The organism is Rummeliibacillus pycnus (assembly GCF_050459865.1).
Classification (GTDB): Bacteria; Bacillota; Bacilli; order Bacillales_A; family Planococcaceae; genus Rummeliibacillus; species Rummeliibacillus pycnus_B.
In genome coordinates this window covers 1-25,568 of the sequence record NZ_JBCMNM010000022.1, presented here as the reverse complement: position 1 = coordinate 25,568, position 25,568 = coordinate 1, and the positions used below count along the sequence as shown (strand labels likewise).

Here is a 25,568-nt window from a genome sequence, read left to right as displayed (position 1 = left end):
AAGTAAAAATATCATTTGAACCGTACCACAAGTAACAGTAAACCAAGACTTAATCTTTGTAGAAAGCAGAGTTAGGTCCTTGTTTTTTGTGTGACTATGCCCTTGCAAATGAAATTCTCACTTTTTACTGCTTTTAAATAGCTTTTAGCTATTGTATAATAGAAGATATTTTATTCTTTAATTAATTATGATACGCTATGATAAGGTATAATTGATACAGAAAAGGTGTGTGACTAGGTCGCGCTCCTGCTTGCTGTGACACCGAAGCAGGAGACCTTACATCCTTTCTGCAAATCTTAAGACTATAAGGATGGTAATAATGAGTAACAGACAAACTAAAACAGATGTTATCTTAATTGGTGCCGGAATCATGAGTGCGACTTTGGGTACACTGCTAAAAGAATTAGTACCGGACTGGAATATTAAAGTATTTGAGAAGCTCGACAAACCAGGAGAGGAAAGTTCTAACGAATGGAATAACGCAGGTACTGGGCACTCTGCACTTTGCGAGCTAAACTATACTGTTGAAAAATCAGATGGATCTATAGATATTAGCAAAGCCATCAATATTAATGAGCAGTTCCAAGTTTCAAGACAATTTTGGTCTTATCTAGTAAACCACAACCTAATCAGTAATCCTCAGGATTTCATCATGCCACTACCACATATGAGTTTAGTTCAAGGTGAAGAAAATGTAGAGTTTTTGAAAAAACGTTTTGAAGCGCTTTCAAATAACCCTCTATTCCAAGGTATGGAATTCTCTGATGATGCGGAAAAACTGATGGAATGGATTCCACTTATTATGGAAGGCCGTACATCAAATACTCCGATTGCGGCAACAAAAATTGACTCTGGTACAGACGTCAACTTTGGCGCTTTAACACGCATTTTAATTGATCACTTAAAAAATCAAAATGTTGAAGTGAACTATGAACATACAGTTGAAAATATTAAACAAACTAGCGACGGCCTATGGGAAGTAAAAGTAAAAAGCGCTGACGGTAAACTACAATACCATACTGCAAAATTCGTATTTATCGGTGCTGGTGGCGGTAGTCTACCTCTACTTCAAAAAACAGGTATTCCTGAAAGCAAACATGTTGGTGGATTCCCTGTAAGTGGTCTATTCCTAGTATGTAACAACCAAGAAATAATCGAACAACATCACGCAAAAGTTTACGGTAAAGCTGCAGTTGGTGCACCACCAATGTCTGTACCGCATCTTGATACACGATACATCGATAACAAAAAATCATTACTATTTGGACCATTCGCTGGTTTCTCACCTAAGTTCCTAAAAACAGGTTCAAACATGGACTTAATAGGTTCTGTAAAACCAAACAACGTGTTCACTATGTTAGCAGCAGGTGCTAAAAACATGGATTTAACAAAATACCTTGTTCAACAATTGATGTTATCAAAAGACCAACGTATTGAAGAATTACGCGATTTCATTCCAAACGCTAAAGGCGAAGATTGGGATATCGTAGTAGCGGGTCAACGTGTACAAGTTATTAAAGACACTGAAAAAGGTGGCAAAGGAACACTTCAATTTGGTACAGAAGTTATTACTGGAGCTAACGGAACAATTTCTGCATTGTTAGGTGCTTCTCCAGGTGCTTCTACTGCTGTTCCTGTTATGCTTGATATCATCAATAAATGTTTCCCACAACATATGAAAGAATGGGAACCAAAAATCAAAGAAATGATTCCTTCTTATGGCACGAAACTAATTGATAACCCAGAACTTCTTCAAGATCTTCATGCTTCAACAGATAAGGCGCTTCAACTAAGCGAAAAATAAAAAATTTACTTAGAGAAGTAAGTTGAAAAAGTATTTCATTAGAAATTAAACATAGAACCTTTAATCTATCTTTCGATTAAAGGTTCTTTTTTTTTTAGCTTTTTCGGTTATCCGACATACAAAGAACCTATATAAGACTATGGTGCACTTGAAAAGGTACATTAGCTTAGGGAAGCGAATGTTCTCTATAAAGTCTTTATTTAATCTTGAGTTTTTAACACTTAACTAATGAGGTTCAATTTTCTTCTATAATATGAAAAGTCAGCTATTACCATGAGTTTTAAACTAAAACGGTAATGCTGACTTTTCTTTTTAAAATCACATTAATGAAATTTTTAGAATACAGTAAAACTGTGGTGCGTTTTGATAAAGAATCAAACAATTAGTACCTTTTTCTGTTTTTATTTCAATTATCCTGGAGGTTGAAAAGTTGGTTAATTACAGAAAATCTTTTATTGTTATTATTCTCTTTGTCTTTTTTGTTTCATTTCTCCAACCATATTCTCAGGCATCAACTGTTAAAGCTTCCCAGCAATCATTCAAAGAAAGTCTTTCAAAGGATGTAGAACAATACATAAAAAAAACTGGTGGCGATATTGCAATTGAATATCGCGACTTAAGTACAGGAGAATCATTCCAAAGAAAAAGTACGAAAGCACATATGGGTGCAAGTACGATTAAACTCCCGCTTGCTATGTATGTCATGGAATTAGCAGATAAGAAAAAAATTAATCTTAAACAAAAACTAACCTATAAAAGTTACCATTATGTAGGTGGAAGTGGTGTCATTCAATATCAAAAAGTAGGAACGAAATATACGATTATTGATTTAGTAAAAAAAGCAATGATTTATAGTGATAACATTGCGTTTAATATGCTGAAAGAAAAAGTTGGGCAAACTAACTTTATAAAATATATGAAAAGTTTAGGTGCTAGCTATTCCTCTCCAAGAGCTTACAGTAATACTTCCGCACATGATTTAAGTATTTATGCTCGGCATTTGTATAAATATAGTCAAGAAAGTAAAAATGGAAAAACGATAATCAACTATTTGCAAAACACAATTTATAATGAAGCTATTCCAAAGGGGATTAAGGGAGTTAAAATATCTCATAAAGTTGGGATGATTCCGATGTATCGAGTATCCCATGATTACGGAATTATCTATGATCAAAATCCATTTGTGCTAGTTGTGATGACAAAGGGCTTTACTTATGAAAAATCGAATAAGGTTCTTGCCGATATTGCTTCAATCGTAAATAAGCATCACAAAAATAAGGTGAAAAAGTAATCATTGGAGCATTAAATAAACAATAGAAAAGGAGAAAGCTTGATTTACGAAACTTTCTCCTTTTTTCATTGAACAAATTGGATGGGACTGCCGAAAAACAAGCTACCTAGCTCACACAAGAAACGTTAGCTGAAATTTTTCTTAGACGAGTAACCAAAGGAGCGTATCTTATTCTGGGAAGTGAAAAGCATATAGGAAAAACAGAAAATCTTCAATTGGAAGGGATGATTCTCCCCCAAGTTCGCCATTTCCAGATACGCTTGTTTGGATAGAGTTCCCCCAAATTTGCAGGCTGTCGTTATTTGGATTGTAAAAGTAAACGCGAATTGTACCGGTAGGATCAGGGGCTATCCTTTGAATTAGTACAGCATGGGCACCAAGCACTTGGCCTGAGCGATTATAAATAGTAATGCCTGCAGGTTGAGGAAGTCCTTTATTGACTTCAGGGTTATTTGCTGGATGATAATAACGAAGGAAGTTGGATTTAAACTCTAAGTCATTATAGATATCTGAAAAACCCGACCATATTCCAGTTTTATGAAAGGCTGGATTAATCCATTTATGTGAATCTTGCCCGCGTCCATCAGCAGCTTTTAACATTTCAAAATAGATAGAATCTAGGTGAGGAATTATAAGGAATGAAACCACGTCGATATTGATTTCATCTTCAAGTGGAACAGGGGAAAGTGTATCAGAGGAGATAGCCCTCCCTTCAAAATGAATCGTGATGTACCCTTTTTTCAGAAATTGATTAAACATTTTTAGTAACATGACAGGCTCTTTTTGTGCCCAATAACTAAGTGCTCTTGTCGATTGACATGTAGGATTAAAGCCTTGCCCAATACCTAAAGGGGTTCCTAAAATGCTTAAAATACCTGAGACCAGGAGTGCTTGTAGGGTGACGGGATTTGTTGATTTATGGAAACTTAAGAGCCTGTTTTTAATATTATCATGAATAGGAATCTTCATAAGATCTTCTAATTCATTAAGCAGTTCATTTGAAAATATATCTCTTTGCAAAAAACGTAGTAATCCATAGATGCTTCTCTGAGTCTGTAATGTAATCGAAGAAGTAATGAGAGAAGAAATAACGGATAGATTCGATTGTAAATTTTCCTTTGCTTTTTCATCGACAGCAAGTATGTGGTGAAGCAAATAGGGCTTTTCATTATTGATATAATTCAAAAAAATTGCATGATATGTTGATACTAGCCCCGTTTGTACCATAGATAAAAGGAGTTGCTTCGCTTCTTTAGCTAGAAATAAGTCGCTTGAGGTTTTTAGTTTATTTTCATAACTTTCCTCAGTACCTGTAGCTATATCTGATGGTGAATAAACTGCCTTTTCATAAAGGAGTAGTCTTGAGTCTACATCTTCCAAACCATCCGTTAACTTTTTCGCACTGGCAATTAGTTTTAAAATCTTATCCGTGACAATAGGTCTTTGTACAGCGAGGTTATCTATTTCTTGATAGAGGTTTTGAAAAACGCGTGGCGAGAAACAATGTTCGGAAATAAACCTTAAAATTTCAGAAGCTTGTTGATCTTTGTAAAGCATATTTACACGGTTTTCTTCTGTTTCCTTCATTAAAAGTAAATCAATATTTAAAGCTAAAACCCTTGATAAAAATTCAGTTGCTTCATTAGCAGACATTTCTGGATGTATATAATCACCTCTGGCAATGGCAAGAATTCTTAACTCACTCAGTGCCTCAGCTACCGCCGTCGAGCCGCCAGCATGAAGAGTACCTCTAACAAGAACAGGATTAAGTTTTTGGACATATTCCCACGGTTTCCCTACAAAAATCCCTGACTGGTCAAAGAGAGGGGCGTACTGAAAAAGTATCTCTAATCCATTACGCTCGTTTAGAAGGACGGATGCTTCATCTAATACTATTTGCTGAAATAATTTTTTACTTGGTAAGGAAGCCAGTGTTAATTGGCAAATGGCCTTCTGGAATGCTTTCTCTGAAGAAAATTGTAAAAGTCCCATATATCTATCCTCCTTTAAAGTATTTGTCCGTTATATATTTTATTGTGGAGTACAGTTTGAGTTACTATTCGATAAAAATAATCTTTTAGGAAAAGCGGTGGTGGCCCCCTCTTCAATATCATTTGAATAGAAGGGGATAAGTCGAAATAATAGAGGGTTTTATTTTTAGATTATTTAAAGTTCTGATTAATGTACCATAAAATAAATAACTTTTTAAATAATTGTATCCTCAATTCATCAAAAAAGACCACGAAAAATTTCGGGTCTTTTTGAATTTTTGTTTATTAAAATGAACTGATAGTGGAGCTATTTTATGATACCCAAATATAATTTTTTCCCCAGCTGTTCTTGGCCAATACTTTCACTTTTTCGACTAGGTTGTCTTCCACCATATAGGTATCGCCTTGTTCATATGGATTATAATGGTACGCATACATTCTCGAAACAAATTCATGAAACGGTAGGGAAGATTCTCCCGCATTTTCACCAAATCCTGAAACACTAGCCTTAATACCTTGACCCCAATTTTGTGTGCTGTCGTTATTTGGATTGTAAAAGTAAATTCGATAATCACCATGTTGGTCTTTTTGAATTCTTTGAATAGAAACGGCATGAAGACCAAGTAATTCTGCGTGCACATTTGTAATCAAAATACCGACTGGATTTGGATAGATTAACTCGTTACCTTCATTAAAATCAGGATGATGTGTGGCATAGAAGAGCTTTACAAAAGCTGAATAATTTGTGACTTTCAGTGAAAACTGATCAATCACATTAATAAAACCTCTCGAAATCCATTCGCCATAGAATTCAGGATTTATCCATTTATGACCGTCTTCTCCACGAAGAAGAGTTCGCTTCATCATTTCGTTATAAATTTTATCAAGATGAGGGACAAGTAAAATAGATACCAAATCTAAGTCTTCTTGGATTTCACTTGCAACTCCTATATCCAGTAGACTGGAGTGAATCGTCTCACCTTCAAAAGCCATTTCAATATCATTATCTCTTGCTGCACGAGTAATATATTCTAACAATCGAACAGTATCAAACTGTGCCCACAGGGATATGGCTCTAGCTGATTGGCAAATTGGATTCAGGCCTTGTCCAATACCTAGAGGTTGCCCAAGGACACTTATCACCCCTGCAACGAGAATTCCATTTACGCTCATTCCACTTTGCTCATTCGCAAATTTTGAAAGTGCATTACGTACTTGAGCATGAAGGGGGAGTTCGAATAACCGGCGAAAAGCAGGAATCAGGGGCTCATTCATCAGTACTCCACGATCAAGCATTTTTGCAAGTCCATATATGGATTGTCTGGTTTCGGGATAAATGGAAATCTGGATAATATCATGAATTAATTCTTTATTAGCATTAAAGCTTGAAATGCCCGTTTCCGATAAATCCAGTGCTGCAGGAATAGCATCGTGATCCTTCCGATTAAGGAATCGAAGAAAAACAGCATGTAAGGGTGAAACAAGGCCCGTTTCATTCATGAACTGTGCAAATATCCTAGCCTCAGTTACGAGTTCTTCCTCTTTGGCATACTCTAATCTCAGTCTGTACTCCCTTTGATCAGATATATCCTTGCCTAATGGAGTTGGAGCAGAAGTAGCATGTAAGTACTTTTCAAGGGCTTTTGCTGTTTTTTCTTCGATATTACTAAATATTAAGCGGTGAGACATTTGAATCATTTCTAAAATTCTACCGGTCATAATAGGGCGTTGCACTATCAGTCTATCAATCTCTTGAACCATTTTATTAGCGATGGCATTAAAAGAAAGTTCTTGGCCAAGATAATTGAATAAGTTTTGGGCTCGAGTCATGTGATCTTCTAAAGAGATTCTTTCTTCTTCCATTTTAGTTGGGGATAAAAGATCGAGATTCAGGGCTAGGACCGCATTTAGAAATGTACTTGCTTCTTCCTTCGTCAAGCCCTCATGTAGATATGTTCCTTTCGCAATAGCGAGCATTCTCATTTCACTCAACAATTCAATAATGGAATTGATTCCTCTAAGTCTTAATGATCCACCTACGAATGGAGGTTGCATTTTAGTGACATCTTCCCATTGTCCTCCAAGGAATACGCCAGCTTGATCAAATAAATGAGCATTATTATAAATAACTGGCATTCCTTCTTTAGTAGAAGCAAGCTCAACAGCTAACTGAAAAACTTCAGTTTGATACAGGCTTTTCGCAAATGGCTTAGCTTGTTCTAGCGTTTTTAGTGCTGTTTCAAATTTATTTTTCAAAACGGTGGTTCTTTTATCCAATCGCTTTTTTCTAGTTGCAGTGCTTGCCTTTTTAGTATTCGTAGCAGTACTTACCTTTTTCTCTTTAATTGCAGTCGCCATCTTCGAATCACTCCTTATAGGTAAAAATTGTGTTTTTCATATTGTTCTAGAAGGGATTTTACTTCTTGGCTATCTTCTCCAAAGAAAAAAATAGCGCCGTAATGGTTACCAAATCCTACTCGCTCCGCTACCTTGGATGTAGCAGGAATGAACATATTATGTTTTACAAAATAAGGATGTTCTTTCAGTTCTTTTGGTATATCGAGTCTTTCAACAGTTTTCACTTTTGGATAAATCATAAGATTACCTGAATATCCTTTTGATGAAACCACTTCCTTAGGGAAAAAGGATTCAAGCTCTTCTTCAGTTGTTTCCGGATCACTGCAAAGTATCTGAGCCTGATATGGGCTGAAGCCATATACATTTTCAATATGTTCAAAAATATGACCACCAGGAATACGTCCAGCTACCTCACCAAAATACACAATTCCATCAGGAGAAATGAAAAACTCTGGGTGGATCATTCCATATTCGATTTCAAATGCATTTACAAGATTTTCAATGGCCTCTTTAATTTGTGGTCTCCATTTTTCAAGTGAAGGAGAAGCTGGAACAAAGTTAGAGTGTCCAAGTTTTACATACTCAGTAATATTTAAAAATTTTACTTCGCCGTTATGGATAAAGGCTTCACATGAAAATTCTTGTCCTTCCAAGTGACTTTCCATAAGTAGAGGGAATTCTGAATCGTCAATTTGATCAATTTCTTCTGGTTTTCGAATCAATCGGTGACCGACAGTACCAGCTTTATCAAATGGCTTTACATGGATAGGTTCATTGATATCTCCATCAAGCTTAATTAATGCTTGATTGATACGTTTTAAGAATCGATGAATATCATCTTTGTCATAAGCTTCCTCAAAGACTCCTACTCGTAGGCCAGCTAAGTGTGCTCTGCGTTTCATTAAGCCTTTGTCTCTTAATAGCAAGGATTTGTTGAAAATTTTTGGGTTGTCCCAAATTTTTGAATTCAGAATACCAGCCCATTCCACTGTATTTTCATATATTGGAACAGTAATTTTCGTATGAAGTTCTTTTAATTTTTCATAGAGTTCCTCTGCTTTTTCGATTGAATCATCAAATTGCCAAGGAACAAACGATATTCCATGTGTGTCAGCGAAAGACTGAAATTCAGGCGGTCCAACAACAACATAATGGCGTCCCATTTTATCAATAGCTTCCATTGCTTGCAGGCTCCATCCTAGTAATGCTGTTTTTTTCTCATGATTCTCTCTCATATCCATGTCATACTCCCCGTCTGTTAAAAGATTTGAAGTGCTATACGCAATCTATATTTTACTGAAAATTCAATTAAATTTGAACGTTTGTTTTTAATTTATCTAATAATTTACATTACTGTAATTTTTAAAATAAAAAGTTAACAATATTTAGGAGACTTTGTGTTTCTAATGTTACGAAGTGATGTTAAAATGAAAAATGCAAAATTCAGATTTTACAGAATAAATATAATTTTAAAAATATTATATTTATAATGGTAACTTTTGCAATTAGGGGAAGGGTTAAATCTAATTTCAATTGAGGGAGTGTATGGGATGAGTAACTGGTATAATAAGTTGATGGAATATTTTCCGGAAAGAGAAATGAAATCAAAAGAGCATTTTGAAAAACTTCTTCAAGAAAAACAAGAAATCTATCAAATAATGGACGATCCAGATTATATTATTGTGTATTTTGAACAACTCGATTATATTTTCATTGACTATATGCTAGTAAAAGGAAACACTCGTGGAAAAGGTGTAGGAAGTACAGCTCTTAATGAAATCAAAAAGAAGGGGAAAGCCATTATTTTGGAAGTTGAACCTATTACTTTTGAAGATCCAGACTCAGAGAAAAGAGTTCGATTCTATCATCGAAATGACTTCCTAAAGATGGACTCAATAGGGTATGAGAGAATCCATATGGTATCTAATGAGTTAAATATTATGGATATTTATTGCTGGTCACCAGAATGTGTAACAGAACAATGGGTGCTTGACCGAATGAAAAAAATATATACCGATGTCCATGCCTTTCAGGGAAAAGAAATATATGGCCGTGATCCTCAGCCCGTATCAGACGTACTCTGGCTAAGAGAAAGTCTAGAAGCCTCTAAAATAATCGTTTAATAGATGTTATTTGTACTGGAATTAATAATTGTGCAATTTCAATTGAAATTAAAAGAGAAGCTGACTTACCAATTGGTTAGCTTCTCTTTTTTAATTATAAATATTATAGATCTAGCCAGTTACTTCGTTACTTTAATCAGTCCGTTATTAGTAGTAAGCTTAATTAAATTCTCCCCCTTACCAATAACAGTGGAATCCTTATATTTATCAAGGATATTGACACTACCATTATCAACATGAACATCAAAAGTGACATTGGTAGGTTCTGTTTCTGTTTGAACGGTAATACTTCCATTGTCACAATCTAATTGCATAGGGCGATCTAATTCTTTTGTTTTTAAAATAATTTTTCCATTATTTGTTTTTCCAGAAAGCTCCCCTTCTACATTATTAAGGATAATTTTTCCGTTATTCGTTACCACATTTGCCTTAGTCGATCTTATATTTTCTAAAGTAATTAGTCCGTTGGCTGTCTTTGTATATAAATCATCTACTTCAAGATCGGATGCTTGTATTTTCCCGTTGTCACAATCTATTTTTATATCCTTATAAGACTTTTCTGGAACATATACTTTTAAGTATAGAGGTGTTGACCAGAATTCGAAACTAAAGAGTTTAAATTCACGCTCTCTTAATTCAATAGAAAGTGTGTCGTCGTTAACTGAAGTTGATAGCTTTGGTTCAGAGGAATTTGATCTCTTGCCAGTTAGCTCAACCTTAGTTGTATTGCCTTTTATAGGAATTAATTCTACACTGGCATTCTCAATATGAACATCTAATGCCTTAATATCTGGATTAGTAATTTCTTTTGTTTTTGCAACTGAAACAACATCATTGCTGGAGCGGAAAGTTAGAAGGCCACCAACTAGACCAATTAATAGAAGAACGAGTGCAATAATTGAGATTTTTAAAATCTTACTCATGCTTTTAAACCACCTTTCACAAGAGATATATTAAATTTCAAATACATTATAAATCCCTTAGTAAGCCATTTTGTGACAAAAAACATGCCCAATATAATAAATATTCCAAGTCCGCAAAGCCCAATGGATGCAAATAAGTCAAAAAGTTCAAAAGTTCCAATTATAGTATTCACTAAGACAAATAAAGGTGAGGCGATAAAGGATACCCCTGTTACCCAACCAGCAAATACCACGCCTAATAACCCTATAAATGGGCCAAGGACTATGACTAAATTAAAAAATCCCAATCCAATCGCAGCCCAAACAGCACGAAAAATATTCCCTGTTGTAGCGGTTGCTTCAACTTTTTCAAGGTGATAATTTGCAAGTAACTCCTTGGCAATATTATGGGGTGTGCCTAGAGATGCAGCAATTTGTTCTTCTGTTTTTCCTTCTTCTAATCCGATTGCAAAATGTTCTTCATAATCCTCTAAAATATCTTGGCGTTCAACTGATGATAGTCCTTCTAAAGCTAAATTTAAATTTTTTAGAAATTGTTCTTTAGTCAAAATTCTCACCTTCTTTTATTAATTGATTGACACCTTTTGTGAATTTTTTCCAATCATTGATAAGCTCATGAAGATATTCTCTTCCTTTGTCTGTTAGTCTGTAGTACTTCCTAGAAGGTCCCTCTGATGATTCTTGTAAGTAGGTTGTAAAGTATTCTTCTTTCGTTAACCGTCTTAAAAGAGGATAAACGGACCCCTCAGAAATCTCAATTTGGTCAGAAATTTTTTGTACTAATTCATATCCATAACGATCTTGCTTATCTAAAAGAACGAGTACACAAAGCTCTAATACACCTTTTTTAAATTGCACATTCACAACTGAATCACCTCATTCAATAAATTAACTACTGTTCATTGTATAGTACAATGCTTTGAATAATAGCTATTGGCTATAATATAACATCCAGTATTATACATTGCAAGGTACTAAAACCTAATTTTCCTTATTTTTAATTTTATCTTGAATCAATTTTTTGTTTTGAGCAATTAAAAAACAGAAAATAAAAAAGCATATCAATGTATGAATGATATGCTTTCAATTTTATTTTCATGTAGTTAGTTGCCCATTTTCATAATAAAACTTAAATGTCTTCCGACTTGTTTGTCTTGGCGATAAGAAAATCCTTCTGGGTTTAAAAATGTGCAAGTAGGATCTATCGTAATATGGTCAGATGGGATTCCTGCTAGTTCGCATTGTTTTTTTACAGTTTGCTGATTGTCGATATGATACTTATGTGTTTGATCATTGTAATACATAAAGTCATCTGCGTAACCAAGGTTTTTGAACTTTTCATATACATCTTCATCCACTTCAAATTTCTCTTGACTTAGAGCTGTGCCAATATGAATATGCAAATCACTCGGATTACAATGCTCAACTTGTTTTAGATGTTCAAATGTTTTCAAAGAAATTTCTTTGACAGTCCCTTGCCATCCAGAATGAATCACACCAATGAGACCATTCTCTTCATGATAAAAAGTGACGGGTACACAGTCGGCTGTAAAAGAGCATAATAATAAATTTGGCTCAAAAGTGTACAGGGCATCTGTATTCGGAATAGCAGTGTCTTTACTCTCAGCACCTCTGCCTTTATCAGCAAACGTTACCTTATAGACATTTGCGCTATGAGTTTGATTGGCGCAAACAAAATGATCTAGTCCACAACCGAGGGAACTGGCTAATCTTTTACGATTTTCCAATACATCATCGGGGTTTGCACAAGTATGTAGTGCCATGTTTCCTTGTTCACGTTCGATTTCATCCCTTAGAGTAATACCTGCAATGAACTTTTCATTATTTAAGTAAATGTTTGTTTTCATATCATCACCTAATTTTAATATATCTTAATGGACAGAAGATGTATAGGCATTCGGTATTCCCATAAAAAAGCCCATATAGCATTACGCTATATGAGCTCCGATTTATTTGTTTAATAGGCTATGTTTTTTACCATAAATGAAGTAAATAATTAATCCTATAATCATCCAAATACCACAGAAAATAATGGTATGTAGAGACAATTGGCTCATTAAGTAAATACATAGAACAAATGAGATAATTGGGATGACTGGGAAGAATGGAACTTTGAATCCACCAGTTGGAATATCCTTATTCTTACGTAATTGGATTATGCCGATTGATACAACAGTAAAGGCTAATAAAGTACCCATATTGACAAGTTCAGTTAGCTTGTCTAAAGGTACAAAACCCGCACAAATAGCGATTAGGATTGCTGTAATCCAGGTGTTTTTAATAGGCGTTTGATTTTTTGAGTTTACTTCAGACATTACTTTTGGAAGTAAGCCGTCACGACTAAATGCAAAAATAAGACGAGTACTACCATATAGCATTACTAGTATTACTGTCATCATCCCAATTACTGCACCTAGAGAAATGATATCTGACACCCAATCTTGATGTACTAGTTGCATAGCGAAACTTACTGGGTTACTTACATTTAATTCTGTGTAAGGAACCATTCCAGTTAAAACAAGTGAGACCGTTACATATAAAATAGTGCAAATGAGTAATGAACCGATGATCCCGATTGGCATATTACGTTGAGGATTTTTCACTTCTTCAGCAGCTGATGACACTGCATCAAAACCAAGATAGGCAAAGAATACAAGAGCAGCTCCAGATAATATACCACTTGTACCGAAAGGCATGAAAGGTTTCCAGTTCGCAGGTTCTACATAAAATACACCAACAATGATGAATAGAAGAATAACCGCAACTTTTAAACCGACCATAATCGTGTTAAGTTTTGTTGATTCTTTAACGCCAAAGGATAAAAGGAATGCCATTATAATAATGATTAAAATGGCAGGTAAATTAACATACGTTCCATTTGCGGGATCAAATGCACCTGATAATGCTTTGGGAATATGAATATTAAAACCAGCTAATAAAGAATTTAAATAGGCTGACCAACCTGTTGCGACTGCAGCAACAGCTAAACAATATTCTAATATTAATGACCAACCGACAATCCAAGCAACCAACTCTCCAAATACTACATAACTATATGTGTATGCGCTACCTGTTACGGGTATGGATGAAGAAAATTCAGAGTAACACATGGCAGCAAATGCACAAACAATGGCAGCGATGATAAAGGAGAAAATAATCCCTGGACCTGCATGCTCAGCAGCGACAGTACCTGGTAAGATAAATATCCCCGTACCAACAATGGCACCGACACCTAGTAACATTAAATCAAATGCGCCAAGGGTTTTATTTAGCTGAACTTTTCCGTGTTGATGTAAAAGTTCATCAACTGACTTTTTGCGGAAAATTGAATTTTTCATTCGAAACACTCGATTCTGTTTTAATTATATAAAAATTCTAAACATTTATATTATCAAAGTCAAACAGATTTGCCGAATTTCCATATTTTATGTCGAATGAATGAAGCGAATGGCATCGATTACATAACGAAAATTCAATATAAATATACAAATATTTAATGATATCCAATTTTTTCATTGTGGAGCAAGACGGTGAGTCCTACGGGAGAACTTGAGCTGAAAGCCCAGGAGGAACTTAGTGAAGGTGCTTAAAAGTAAAAATGGATGGGGAAATTTATAATAATAATCTTGAATAGCTATCTTTGTTGATGTGGGATTAGCGAAGACTTCTGCGGGAAAGCGAGACAGGTGAGACCCCGCAGTGAACGAATAGGGTACGGAGTCTAAGAGCGCCACGTCTTGTGGCAACGACTCCGTGTCCAACATCCGTTTGCCCCGAGGAGGCTCAACGCTCGTCCGCGGAAATCGAAGTTAATTCCACATCACGATTAATACTATTAATATTTGCATTGATTAATTGCACAATAATAGACTTTTTCGCGTTGGAGCTTTAAAGCTTATTATGTTCTATTGTTATATGCGATTTAGATAAACTCTATTTAAAAGAAAGAAAACTGTAGATAAACCTATTTTAGGCTCATCTACAGTTTACCTTCTTAATAAGTATATTTTAGGCTAAATATGCCTCTCGTATCTCTTCGTTTTCAATTAAATCATAGCCTTTGCCACTTAAGACAATTTCGCCATTTTGAATAACATAGCCTCTATTTGCGATACTTAAAGCTTGATAGGCATTTTGTTCGACTAATAGAATCGTCATTCCATCTTGATTTAATTGGTTAATGATTTCAAATATTTTCTCTACAATAATTGGAGCTAATCCCATTGATGGTTCATCTAACATTAATAATTCGGGTTTCATCATTAACGCTCGGCCAATGGCGAGCATTTGTTGTTCACCACCACTCATTGTCCCACCTTTTTGATCAAGTCTTTCCTTTAAAATGGGGAAGTAGTTGAATGCCATTTCCATTCTTTCTTCTATAATATTCTTTTTCTTTACCGAAAAGGCGCCCATCAATAGATTCTCTTTTACTGTTAAATTTGAAAATATTCTTCTTCCTTCTGGTACATGTGCGACTCCTAATAACGTCGTTTCATGAGGGGGTTTGTTTGTGATATCCTGCTTTTTAAACTTGATTGACCCAGATTTCACTTTTGCTAAACCGCTAATAGACTTTAAAGTTGTTGATTTTCCAGCACCATTACTACCGATTAATGTAACGATTTCGCCTTGAGTTACATCGATACTGATTCCTTTTAAAGCTTGGATTCCACCATAGTATGTGTTGATGTTGTTAACTTCTAAAATAGGCAATCTAACTCACTCCCTTTATATCTAATGAATAGCAGCTGATCCTAAATAAGCCTCGATTACCTTTGGGTTTGTTCGAATCGCCTTTGGATTTCCCTCTGCAATTTTTTCTCCATGATCTAGTACAATAATATGTTCAGAGATCTCCATTACTAGTTTCATATCATGCTCGATTAACAAAATTGATACATTAAATTCTTCACCCATACGTTTAATGATTTCTGTTAATTCTTTTGTTTCTTTAGGGTTCATACCAGCTGCAGGCTCGTCTAACAAAATTAATTTAGGCTTTGTTGCAAGTGCACGGGCAATTTCTAATTTTCTTTGTGCACCATAACTTAGGTTGCATGCTTTTTCATTTAATAGAGATTCGAGTCCAAAGTATTTTAGCAAACGGTAGGCTTCTTTTTCAGCCTCTATTTCTTCTTTTTTAGTGGCAGGTAAATTTAGAAAGATACCAAATAGATTTGTTTTTAGATGTGTATGCATACCTATTAGAACATTTTCAATGACTGACATTTCACCAAATAACCGTATATTTTGGAATGTTCGAGATACCCCTTTTTTGGCAACTTCATCAGGTTTAAGTTTTAGTAATGATTCACCATTTAATTTAATATCACCTGAAGTAGGCTGATAAACCCCTGTTATCATATTGAAAAATGTCGTTTTGCCAGCTCCATTTGGCCCGATAACAGCAGTAATTGACCCTTCATCCACATGCATCGAAATATTATGATTGGCTGTTAAACCGCCAAATTGTTTTGTGATTTTAGTAACCTCTAATATTGGCATATGCATTCCTCCTACGAGAAAATCTTTTTCTGATCAGTTGATACAGAATCTGTTGAACCCCCAATACTGCCATCTTGATCAGTATTTCCAAAGTCATTTGGAGATTCGCCATTAGCTGCTAATTTACTTTTATCAAACACTTTATTCTTTGCAGGGATTAAGCCAGAAGGTCTATATAAAGCGAAAGTAATTAGCAATGCTCCAAAAATGAACTTTTGCATTTTAGCGGGAGACAATGCATCTGGGATCGAGACAACCCCACTAAGATTAAGTTGGTTTACCCAGTTTGTGAGCTCTGTTAAAACTTGCAAATTCAAAATCGTAACAACGGAAGCACCTAGAATAACCCCCGGTACGCTGCCCATCCCTCCAAGTACAACCATTACAAGAATCGTAAATGATTCCATTAAAGTAAAACTTGTCGGGTCAATGAATGCTTGTTTTGCTGCAAACACAACGCCCATCATGCCAGAAAAAGAAGCACCAAGAGCAAAAGCCATTAACTTTGTTTTCACTAGAGGAATACCCATTGCTTGGGCTGCAATTTCATTTTCACGAATAGCCTTCCAGGAGCGTCCGATTTTTGATTGTTCCAATCGTCGGACTGCAAAAAGTGTGAATAATAATATGATTAATGTAACGAAGTAAAACTGATTAGGAAAAACGAGTTCATACCCAAAAATTTTAGGGGGAGTAACAGATGCGATCCCCATTCCACCGCCAGTAACATTGACGGGTGAATCCCCGTTATTGAATAAAATTCGGATAATCTCACCAAATCCTAATGTGACAATCGCTAAATAATCCCCTTTAACCCTAAGTACCGGAACACCAATGAGAACTCCGACAATAGCCGCCGCAATAGCTCCTATAATTAAAAATATCCAAAAACTATTGCCATCCAGAGGATAATGGCCAAATGGCATAAAGTTTGCAGCTTGAGGTGTAGCGAAAATACTATATGAATATGCCCCTACGGCAAAAAATGCAACAAATCCTAAGTCGAGTAGTCCAGCCATACCGACAACGATATTCAGACCTAATGCCATGGTGACATATATTCCGACCATTGTAGCAACTTCCATATAGGATTGAAAGGCTGGTCCACCGCTAGATGCGAGTGGGATTAGGATAAATAACAATACAGAACCCATAATCCATTTTGTTACGTTTTTTAGATTCATATAGTAAAGCAGTAGTAGGGAAGAGAGTAATAGTAAAAATGATATTACGGATTTTTGAGACAAATAGAGTGCTGTGGATGTCACAGCAACAAATACGGTGAATAATATTATTTGTGGCCATTTCTGTAGTCGAAATAATGATAATTTTTCTTTCATTATCTTCACCTACACTTTCTCAGCCACAGGTTTACCTAATAAACCTTCTGGCTTAAAGATTAAAACCAATATTAGAATTGCAAAGGCAAAAACGTCTTTATATTCGGCGCCAAATACACCGCCGGTTAATAATGATAAGTTTGCTGAAGCGAACATCTCCATGACACCTAAAAGGATTCCTCCAATCATGGCACCACGGATATTACCAATACCACCTAAAACGGCAGCCGTAAATGCTTTAAGACCAAGTATAAATCCGATGTACGGATCGATTGTCCCATATTGAACTGCAAATAATACACCTGTTGCACCACCTAATGCTGAACCGATGAAGAAAGTAATCGAAATTACTTTATTTACGTTAATAGACATTAGTGAGGCTGTTTCTCTGTCTAAAGCAACGGCACGCATTGCTGTTCCCCATTTAGTTTTATTAACAAAATAATCAAGTATAATCATCAAAAGAATCGCCGTAATCAAAACAATGAAAAAAGAAGATTTAAAGCTTGAATCGTGGAAAATGCTTGAAATTGAAGAAGTGTGAATTTCTATTTGCTTTGTAAATAGTGAAGGTCCTGTAACAATATAATTTCCTTTTGTTAATTCAGCTATAAAGCGAACAATGTCTTGCAAAACAAAGGAAATACCGATGGCAGTAATAAGTGGTATTAATCTTGGGGCATTACGGAGAGGGCGGTATGCGACTCTTTCTATCCCCATTCCAAGAAAGCCAGTTAAAATTGAGGTTGTCAATAATACTAAAATAAGCAATAGAATTGCTGGAATTGATGAGATCCATCCAATATTAGTGAAAATGAGGAGAAATGCTGTACCAATAAATGCACCTGTCATAAAAATTTCCCCATGAGCAAAATTAATTAATTGTAAAATTCCATATACCATCGTGTACCCTAGCGCAACAACAGCATAAACTGTACCTAATGTAAGTCCATCAATTAAAACTTGAGGTAAACTTTGTATCATTTCATGAAGCATGCAAATCCCCCTAACTTTATCTCATTTACAAGTAAGAGTGTTGAAACGTAGAAACATCTCAACACCCTTTTATAGATCACTATTTTTTATTGATTTCTGCCTCTAGTACTGCTGGATAACTAGCTTTATCAAATTTATATAGATAAATTTTTGCATTTGCGTTATCCCCTTTATCATCAAACGATACGTTAGTCAAAGCACCTTTAAAGTCTTTAATCGAACGAACAGCTTCTGCTACAGCTTCCTTAGTAGGTAGCTTATTATTGTTCGCTTTAATTGCATTTTCAAGTCCTTGAAGGTATACCCCCATAGCATCGTAGCCATATACAGAGTAAGATTCTGGTTGTTTATTGAATTTTGCTTTGTATTCTTCAATGAATTTTTTACCGGATTCTGTGGTCGTACTATCACCTGCAACTGAAGTAATATACGTATTAGCCACTTTATCTCCAGCGATATCGACTAAACCTGAAGAGTCCATCCCATCGCCACCCATAATAGGTACATTAATCCCTTTTTCACGGGCTTGTTTAATAATTAAGCCGCCCTCTGCATATATTCCTCCGAAGTAAAGTACATCTGGATTAGTAGTTTTAGCTTTGTTAATAACGCCGTTGAAGTCTTTTTCACCAACTGTGATGCCTTCATATCCGACGATTTGTGCACCAAGTTTTTCTGCAGCAGCCTTAAATTCTTTCGCTAATCCAGATCCATAGGCAGTTTTATCTTGAATGATAAAAATTTTCTTTGCCTTTAATGTTTCAACTGCATACTCAGCTCCAGCAGGTCCTTGGAAATCATCTCGTCCTACGATACGGTTAACGGTTTTTAAACCTCGATCTGTTACGTCAACGGCTGTATTCGCTGGAGATACCATAGCAATATGATACTTTTCATATACTTCAGAGGATGGAATGGCAACCCCTGAGTTGTAATGACCGATAACACCATAAATTTGTTTATCCGCACCTATTAAATTAGCATTTGAAACGCCTTTTTTCGGATCGGCTTGATCGTCATAAGGTTCAAGTTGAAGAGTGAAGCCTAAATCTTTAAATTTATCAGATTCCTGTTCCAACTTTAACTGGGCACCGAGCTTGATTGCTTCGCCAATAATAGCTGACCCACCTGATAATGGTGTTTGCGTAGCAATTTTAATGACTGTTTTTCCGTTTGATGACGAATTCTCATTTGATTTGGAGGAATTGGAAGAGCAACCAGCTAAGATGCCTACAAATAATGCACTAGAAAGAAGCAGAGCTAAAGTTTTCTTGAATTTCATATTTAACCCCCTAATGTTTTATCAAATCCGGTAACTAATTTTGATTGGATTCATTTTTAGTATATTTTTAACCGTTAAAAAAAACATTAAGTGTGTTAGGAAATATGACATAGTTTTTTATGTAAAATAGTATTTTATTAGATTCTGTTAAAATAATTAACTTTTAAAGTAAATTATCATAACAATAAATTGAAAAAATAGTTGTTTTTATTAGAAGGTAAACATAAAGTAAGTTATCAGAATTTTGTAAAAATATAGAGGGGGGATAATTATTAGTTGGAATGATAGTTCTTATAAAGAGAAGAAAGTAATTTCTATTGGTATAGTTAGTGAATTAACTGGACTTTCAGAAAGGCAAATTCGCTATTATGAAGATAGAAAACTCGTATTCCCAGAAAGGTCAAAATCGAGGATAAGGAAATATTCATTTCAAGATATTGAAATCCTAGTAGATATAGCTAATCAGCTAGAAGATGGAATTTGGACAAATGAAATAAGAAAAGAATTGAAGCGTCGAGAACAGGATTTAAAGAATGAGAAAGTTTGCGATTTACTTATTAATACAGAAGCTAGATAATTAGTTTTAGAATACGAAAAGATAAGTATGAATTAGTATTGTAAAACTTATAGACAATTAAAGACACAAGTCTATTCAACGTATATTCAAGTGGAATATACGTATTTTCTTTTTTAGGAACTAATTATATCATTCCCCTATTTTTTTACTGTATTGTTATGACGGAGATTTCTACTTAAACTTTCCACGCCGCTTCGTTTAAGTAGAAATTGGGTAGGAAAATGAGAGAACATCTTTGAATCTATTATAAAAGGCTAATATTTTCCATATTAAAAAGTTAGTTTGAAAGGTTAATAACTGTGGGATTGTTATGGATTTTCAAAAAATAAAAATATACATATGCTATCAAAAGTCGATATATCTCAAATAATACAATACTCAATTGCGTGGTCTAAAAAATTTTTTAGAAGTGATTGAGTCAGAAACAATTATTGTATAGTTCTTAATGCTTTACATAACATCGATTTCCCTCAGTGGTATTCCTTTTTGGTAATAATAGTTTTGTTTAGTTTTATTATTAGAAAATCCAAGTAACCCAGTAATATAAAATCACAAGTGTAAATAGTACTGCAGGCGGTATTACAACAACGGTAATTTTAATATATTTCCACCAAGTGATTTTTATATTTCCCTTCTTCACAATGTGCATCCACATTAGTGTAGCTAGTGTACCCATTGGAAGTAAAAGTGAGCCGACGTCACTTCCAATAACATTAGCCAAATAGGCAACTTTTAAGGAGAGTGGATCTAAGTTCATATTCGTTAAGGTCAATGTCCCAACCATAAGTGCTGGGTGATTATTGAATATGTTAGAGAGGATAGTAAGTAGTACCCCCATTAACACGCTTGTATGAAGTAAACTTCCAGTAACCATTGGGCGCATAAATCCAATCAACCACTCAGTTAAACCGATGTTGTTAAGTCCGTATATGATGATATACATACTAAACGCAAAAATGATGATATACCATGGGGTTTTTTTCAACATGTCACTTGGTGGTATTTTTAGGTAAGCCCATCTCCAACCTAAAAGAACGAGCGAACCTACAACAGCCATAACGGAAACAGGAATGGCAAAAAAAGAAGCGGCAAATAGACTAAGACGTACTGCAAAGACGAATAGTAGGATGTTACGCATAAATTTTGTACGGTCATTCCCTGAAGCATACATAGAACTGTGCTTGAGGGGATGGTAATTAGGAAGTGATAATCCAGTAACTTTAGTAGGGACACTTTTCGGTAAATCCTTTTTAAATCTTAAGAAAAGAAGCACAACCAATAAGATTAAACCCAGTGTTGCAGGAACGAACATCATTGCTGTGTGTGAAATTAAACTCATATTCACAATTTTTAGAGCAATTAAATTTACAATGTTACTTACACCGATTGGAGCACTTGAGGCAGTTGCGATTAAACCTCCAGATAGTAGATATGGAATTTTTTCACTATTCTTTAAGCCCATATTGTTTAATAACATAACTAAAATAGGTGTTGTGATTAAAATACTACCGTCGTTATTAAAAAAGAGCGTCATAAGAAAACATAAAAGATTCACATACCAGAATAGGCGGATACTTGATCCTTGTGCTTTTTCTGCTAATTTTTCTGCAACCCAGTTAAAGAAGCCAAAACTTTCTAAAACTATTGCCATAACGATTGTTGCCATAATGGTGATTGCTGCACCACTTATGGTTTCTGAAATGATCCCGAGTTCAGAAAGTGACACGCTTCCACTGAGTAATACAATAATTGCGCCAATAGAAGCAGGTATAGCTTCATTAATACCTTTAGGTCTCCAAAGAATAAATACGAGTGTAACCAGAAAAGTAATAATGGTGATCCAAGCCGTTGGTCCCATATAATTCCGACCTCCTTTCCGGCTTGATTTTTGGTATTAGTAATGTGTTGCTATTGATGATTATTACGTTTCACCTCTTCCAAGATGCTCTGATTTTCCTTACGGTATTTATATGTAAATTCAATAAATATCGGCTTGGCATTATACCCAGATTTCAAAAATTTCATTTGCTGGTCAATATGAATAAGAGGATATGGTTAAAGGTTAGTATTTATAAAATATGGTAAAATTACTATTGAATCTAAATGTTAAATTGGAAGGAACATGATATATGCTTTCTATGAATACTTATCCAAAAGAATATATTGATGAATGCCGATCAAAGATTAATCAACAGCTTTCAGCCTATAAGAACTTGGTTGAAGCTGGGTCAAATAATGAACAACTAAACACAGCATTTGAAGTGTTCGAATTGCATTTTTTCAATCACATGGTTTTAGCTCTAGACCATTACTTCTGCCATAGAAGTAGAACAATAGAAAAGAAAGATGGAAATCCATTAAACGAAGTAAGAATGCTTTGTAATTCAATTATGGAACATGAAAATAAGCTAACAGTGGAAAAATCAATTAAATATAAACCGGAGAAATCGGTTTTAAAAATTGAAATCGGTGATGAAATTAAATTAACTGTTAAGGATTTTGAATTGTTGTCCAAAGCATTCCTTGATGAAATGGAAAGTAAATTTTTGGGGTAAATGAAACGGAAAATCAACCATAAAAAGGACGTCTTAAAAGTGTAGGAAATACTTTTAAGACGTCCTTTTGTTTTAGTACTAGTCAAATACAATTATCGTAAGAAGTCGTCCAAATCGAACAGACATCTTTCGTTGTTATTCATTACAGGTTTTTAAAATGACCAATGTTGATGTCTACATTGGGAATGCTATTCAAATATTGATCTGAAATACTGGCTAATTGGTTATAAGTGATTCCTGCCCTATAGCCTCTTTTTGCCGTTTCTTTTCTGGCTTTCTAAGCTGTGGTCTTTTTTGCCTCAGCATTTGCTTTTGCCTTTTTCTCAGAATCAATCTTAATGGCTTGTTCCTTGGCAGCATCTTCTGCAATTTTTCTCTCCTGTTCCATTTTATTTAGTTTGAATAATAGCTTGACCCAAAAAATACCCCTTCAAGTTTAGAATTCTAAGATGCATTCTTTGGAAAACTTCACAGTAGGGTAAAAATGAATGCCCTGTACCAAATTTTTATGCAAAAGAATACTAAATTATGAAAGGGCGTTATAGGGTGGATTATCTTCTTTTTTCCTTTTGTAAACAATTTTTAAGATATTAGTTTACATCTTCTGAACAATTTAATATAATACCTATAAGATAACTAGGATATAGAAAGCAAAGGAGAGGTTGAGATGAATACAAATGCATTTTTTAGATCTACAATGGCGAATAATTTTGCGACAAGAAGGTTTTTCAAACGTGTAGCAAGTGATATCGAAAGCCAGTTGAAAGAGTGGCACATAGATTATAAAGTTACAGTTGAAACTTGGAGAACATATGCATTGTGTGTACAAAATGGAGAAAAAATGTACCATGTTGCATTATCTAAAAATTTTGTAGATATCCTTCAACATGAAACTCCTTATGCATTAGACGAGGCGCTTTGGAAAGGGCTATTTAACCAAGGTTTAGAGTTAGAAGATGCAACGGGTAATTACTTAGATGCTGCTCTCAATTTTCATCAATATGAGAAACAATTTTCATTAAAAAATGTAAAGTAAAAGTTAATATCGCAGAATTTAATCAAACATTTACAATATCTTAAAAACCATCTAGCTTCATCTGAGCTAGATGGTTTTTTTACCGGAACGGGTTTATTGATGCTTTCGAAGTCTTACCTCAACCTTTAATATAGATCCGATATTTCTTAGAAGTCGCCACCCTCAATAGAAACATTTTGACGTTCCGTTACAAATTGCTTTCCATCCCAAAACAGCACATTTTGTACATATCCTAAGCCATCTGCGTGATATCTACCGGCAATTTTTTGAAATGCTAGAAGTTCATACGTACCATTACGATCAAAATCGATAGGATAAAGGCCTCCTAATGGATCAACCCATCCGGTAATTGGCGCTTTTAATGTACCATCTGGGTTGTATATTTCGGACAAGTATTCCTTTCCTTTATAGCGTATATCCAAAATGTACCGCTTTTTAGGTGATGAGCTAATCACACCCACTTTATAAAAATCTTCATAATTGACAGTGTAATGTGATTGTTGCTGATATGTTTCACCATCAAAAATTAGATGCGTTCTGCCGTTAATATAAGAATAAATATAGGCATAAATTGTGCCGCCGCTTCCACCAGTATCAATGGTAATTAATATATCTTGTACATGATTGCCTGTAAAATCACCTAAGAAAATAGTTGGGTTATAGCCACTATCTTCATTTTCTTTCAAAGGGATTTTTTCATAAGTGTTTTTGGAAGGCTGAAAAATCACGAGATGAATATTCTGCCAATAAGGGCTATCTGCTTGTTTAGTACCGGTAAGATAGACTGTATCAATAGTGCCATCCCCAGTTACATCTCCATAACTTTTCGCAATGACGATTTGAGGGGAGTCTACGGGAACTCGTTCAAAGCCATTAGGAGTCCATACTAAATAATCAAGATAGGAAGGTAAATATTTCATTTTCCATTCAATTACTAATGCCTTTTGGCTGCTATGATTAAGCTTTACCGAATGTAGTTCTGCAAGTGTATGCTCGTCTATTTTCATATGAACAATTGGCTGCCACTGAAAATTTATTTGTTTGAGCATCAGAAGAAAAGTATCACCCCTATAGGTATACGCAATAACTAATTCTTCTATGGAATCCCCATCAACATCTACATGTTGAATGACAGGGCCTTTTTGTGGCAATTCTAAAATAGAGGCTGTTGGAGGTAAGAAGTATCGAATAAATTGCAAATCATTATTAATAGGAAATCCCACCTTTTTTATATAAATCTATGCTGAGCAGGAATTAATATGAAAAAGGTAGAAGGTATATAAGTACATTGAACATCGACCGTAATAGATTCAGGAGGAATATACAAATGATACAGCAATTAGGACAAGTTATGATTTACGTAGACAATCAGGATGCAGCAAAAAGTTTTTGGACAGAAAAAGTAGGATTTACGGTTCGTTCGGAAGTGAAAGAAGGGGAATTCCGAATAATTGAGATTGCACCAACAAAAGACGCGGAAACAAGTTTTGTTTTGCAAGATAAGCAATTGGTTGCGAAAATGGAGCCATACTTGAACTTAGGAACACCTTCTTTAATGTTTTTTGCAGATGATGTAGAAAGTTTATATGAGGAATTTAAAGAAAAAGAAATTACAGTAGGGGAGTTAGTAGAGATCCCTAGTGGTAAAGTGTTCAACTTTGCGGATGATGAAAATAATTACTTTGCGGTACTAGAGAAAAAATAAAAATAGATGAAAATTTATCATAAAAATCTTGTATAGCCATCTTTGTTGATGTGAAATT

Annotated in this window: 22 protein-coding genes; 7 read left to right on the top strand and 15 right to left on the bottom strand. The window is 34.9% G+C overall.

The window, feature by feature from the left end; translation table 11 throughout:
- Positions 1-319: 319 nt before the first annotated feature.
- Together ABE048_RS05925 and ABE048_RS05920 are read left to right on the top strand one after the other, a co-directional pair.
- Complete coding sequence (locus tag ABE048_RS05925) at positions 320-1,804, top strand: malate:quinone oxidoreductase (RefSeq protein WP_430309851.1); 1,485 nt, start codon at positions 320-322, stop codon at positions 1,802-1,804.
- A gap of 430 nt (positions 1,805-2,234) precedes the next feature.
- Positions 2,235-3,095 carry a serine hydrolase gene (locus ABE048_RS05920; protein WP_430309849.1) on the top strand — a complete coding sequence of 287 codons (861 nt, stop codon included), beginning with the start codon at positions 2,235-2,237 and terminating at the stop codon, positions 3,093-3,095.
- Positions 3,096-3,263: 168 nt separating this feature from the next.
- Here the strand turns inward: ABE048_RS05920 and ABE048_RS05915 are convergent, their stop codons facing one another.
- The 3 genes from ABE048_RS05915 to ABE048_RS05905 form a co-directional block, all read right to left on the bottom strand.
- The gene (locus tag ABE048_RS05915; RefSeq protein WP_430309847.1) at positions 3,264-5,087 is read right to left on the bottom strand and encodes a hypothetical protein; all 1,824 of its coding nucleotides are present in this window, start codon (positions 5,085-5,087) and stop codon (positions 3,264-3,266) included.
- A 311-nt stretch (positions 5,088-5,398) separates the two neighbouring features.
- Positions 5,399-7,444 (bottom strand): hypothetical protein, encoded by a 2,046-nt coding sequence (locus tag ABE048_RS05910; RefSeq protein ID WP_430309845.1) that lies wholly within the window; start codon positions 7,442-7,444, stop codon positions 5,399-5,401.
- 14 nt (positions 7,445-7,458) lie between these two features.
- Positions 7,459-8,685 carry an ATP-grasp domain-containing protein gene (locus ABE048_RS05905; RefSeq protein ID WP_430309843.1) on the bottom strand — a complete coding sequence of 409 codons (1,227 nt, stop codon included), beginning with the start codon at positions 8,683-8,685 and terminating at the stop codon, positions 7,459-7,461.
- 309 nt (positions 8,686-8,994) lie between these two features.
- Here ABE048_RS05905 and ABE048_RS05900 point away from each other — a divergent pair, with 309 nt between their 5' ends.
- On the top strand, positions 8,995-9,567 hold the full coding sequence (locus ABE048_RS05900) for a GNAT family N-acetyltransferase (protein ID WP_430309842.1): 573 nt from the start codon (positions 8,995-8,997) through the stop codon (positions 9,565-9,567).
- A 119-nt stretch (positions 9,568-9,686) separates the two neighbouring features.
- Here ABE048_RS05900 and ABE048_RS05895 read toward each other — a convergent pair whose 3' ends face one another.
- The 10 genes from ABE048_RS05895 to ABE048_RS05850 all read right to left on the bottom strand — a co-directional run bounded on the left by ABE048_RS05895 (position 9,687) and on the right by ABE048_RS05850 (position 19,637).
- Complete coding sequence (locus ABE048_RS05895; protein ID WP_430309840.1) at positions 9,687-10,490, bottom strand: DUF4097 family beta strand repeat-containing protein; 804 nt, start codon at positions 10,488-10,490, stop codon at positions 9,687-9,689.
- Positions 10,487-11,038, bottom strand: a complete 552-nt coding sequence (locus tag ABE048_RS05890) for an HAAS signaling domain-containing protein (protein ID WP_430309838.1) — start codon at positions 11,036-11,038, stop codon at positions 10,487-10,489. Before ABE048_RS05890 ends, ABE048_RS05895 begins: the two co-directional genes overlap by 4 nt.
- Complete coding sequence (locus ABE048_RS05885) at positions 11,031-11,354, bottom strand: PadR family transcriptional regulator (protein WP_430309837.1); 324 nt, start codon at positions 11,352-11,354, stop codon at positions 11,031-11,033. Before ABE048_RS05885 ends, ABE048_RS05890 begins: the two co-directional genes overlap by 8 nt.
- A 239-nt stretch (positions 11,355-11,593) precedes the next feature.
- Positions 11,594-12,358: a peptidoglycan editing factor PgeF gene (gene pgeF, locus ABE048_RS05880; protein ID WP_430309835.1), complete on the bottom strand. Its 765-nt coding sequence runs from the start codon at positions 12,356-12,358 to the stop codon at positions 11,594-11,596.
- A gap of 102 nt (positions 12,359-12,460) precedes the next feature.
- Positions 12,461-13,849, bottom strand: coding sequence for an amino acid permease (locus ABE048_RS05875; protein WP_430309833.1), 1,389 nt, complete (start codon positions 13,847-13,849; stop codon positions 12,461-12,463).
- A gap of 670 nt (positions 13,850-14,519) precedes the next feature.
- On the bottom strand, positions 14,520-15,227 hold the full coding sequence (locus ABE048_RS05870; RefSeq protein ID WP_430309831.1) for an ABC transporter ATP-binding protein: 708 nt from the start codon (positions 15,225-15,227) through the stop codon (positions 14,520-14,522).
- Positions 15,228-15,248: 21 nt separating this feature from the next.
- The gene (locus ABE048_RS05865) at positions 15,249-16,019 is read right to left on the bottom strand and encodes an ABC transporter ATP-binding protein (RefSeq protein ID WP_430309830.1); all 771 of its coding nucleotides are present in this window, start codon (positions 16,017-16,019) and stop codon (positions 15,249-15,251) included.
- Positions 16,020-16,030: 11 nt separating this feature from the next.
- Positions 16,031-17,359: a branched-chain amino acid ABC transporter permease gene (locus ABE048_RS05860; RefSeq protein WP_430309829.1), complete on the bottom strand. Its 1,329-nt coding sequence runs from the start codon at positions 17,357-17,359 to the stop codon at positions 16,031-16,033.
- Positions 17,360-17,368: 9 nt separating this feature from the next.
- Positions 17,369-18,355, bottom strand: coding sequence for a branched-chain amino acid ABC transporter permease (locus ABE048_RS05855; protein WP_430309827.1), 987 nt, complete (start codon positions 18,353-18,355; stop codon positions 17,369-17,371).
- A 79-nt stretch (positions 18,356-18,434) separates the two neighbouring features.
- Positions 18,435-19,637, bottom strand: a complete 1,203-nt coding sequence (locus ABE048_RS05850; protein WP_430309825.1) for a branched-chain amino acid ABC transporter substrate-binding protein — start codon at positions 19,635-19,637, stop codon at positions 18,435-18,437.
- A gap of 271 nt (positions 19,638-19,908) precedes the next feature.
- On the opposite strand from ABE048_RS05850, the gene ABE048_RS05845 reads away from it, so the two are divergent.
- A complete protein-coding gene (locus tag ABE048_RS05845) occupies positions 19,909-20,214 on the top strand; it encodes a MerR family transcriptional regulator (protein ID WP_430309930.1) in 306 nt (101 codons plus the stop codon).
- A 517-nt stretch (positions 20,215-20,731) separates the two neighbouring features.
- On the opposite strand, the gene ABE048_RS05840 is transcribed toward ABE048_RS05845, so the two are convergent.
- Positions 20,732-22,072 carry an arsenic transporter gene (locus ABE048_RS05840; RefSeq protein ID WP_430309823.1) on the bottom strand — a complete coding sequence of 447 codons (1,341 nt, stop codon included), beginning with the start codon at positions 22,070-22,072 and terminating at the stop codon, positions 20,732-20,734.
- 271 nt (positions 22,073-22,343) lie between these two features.
- Here ABE048_RS05840 and ABE048_RS05835 point away from each other — a divergent pair, with 271 nt between their 5' ends.
- Both ABE048_RS05835 and ABE048_RS05830 read left to right on the top strand, forming a co-directional pair.
- Positions 22,344-22,769 carry a hypothetical protein gene (locus tag ABE048_RS05835; RefSeq protein WP_430309822.1) on the top strand — a complete coding sequence of 142 codons (426 nt, stop codon included), beginning with the start codon at positions 22,344-22,346 and terminating at the stop codon, positions 22,767-22,769.
- Positions 22,770-23,436: 667 nt separating this feature from the next.
- Entirely contained in the window at positions 23,437-23,805 is a 369-nt protein-coding gene (locus tag ABE048_RS05830) for a hypothetical protein (RefSeq protein ID WP_430309821.1), read from the top strand.
- Positions 23,806-23,951: 146 nt separating this feature from the next.
- Here ABE048_RS05830 and ABE048_RS05825 read toward each other — a convergent pair whose 3' ends face one another.
- Complete coding sequence (locus ABE048_RS05825; protein ID WP_430309820.1) at positions 23,952-25,028, bottom strand: hypothetical protein; 1,077 nt, start codon at positions 25,026-25,028, stop codon at positions 23,952-23,954.
- A 104-nt stretch (positions 25,029-25,132) separates the two neighbouring features.
- On the opposite strand from ABE048_RS05825, the gene ABE048_RS05820 reads away from it, so the two are divergent.
- The gene (locus tag ABE048_RS05820; protein ID WP_430309819.1) at positions 25,133-25,510 is read left to right on the top strand and encodes a VOC family protein; all 378 of its coding nucleotides are present in this window, start codon (positions 25,133-25,135) and stop codon (positions 25,508-25,510) included.
- Positions 25,511-25,568: the final 58 nt, after the last annotated feature.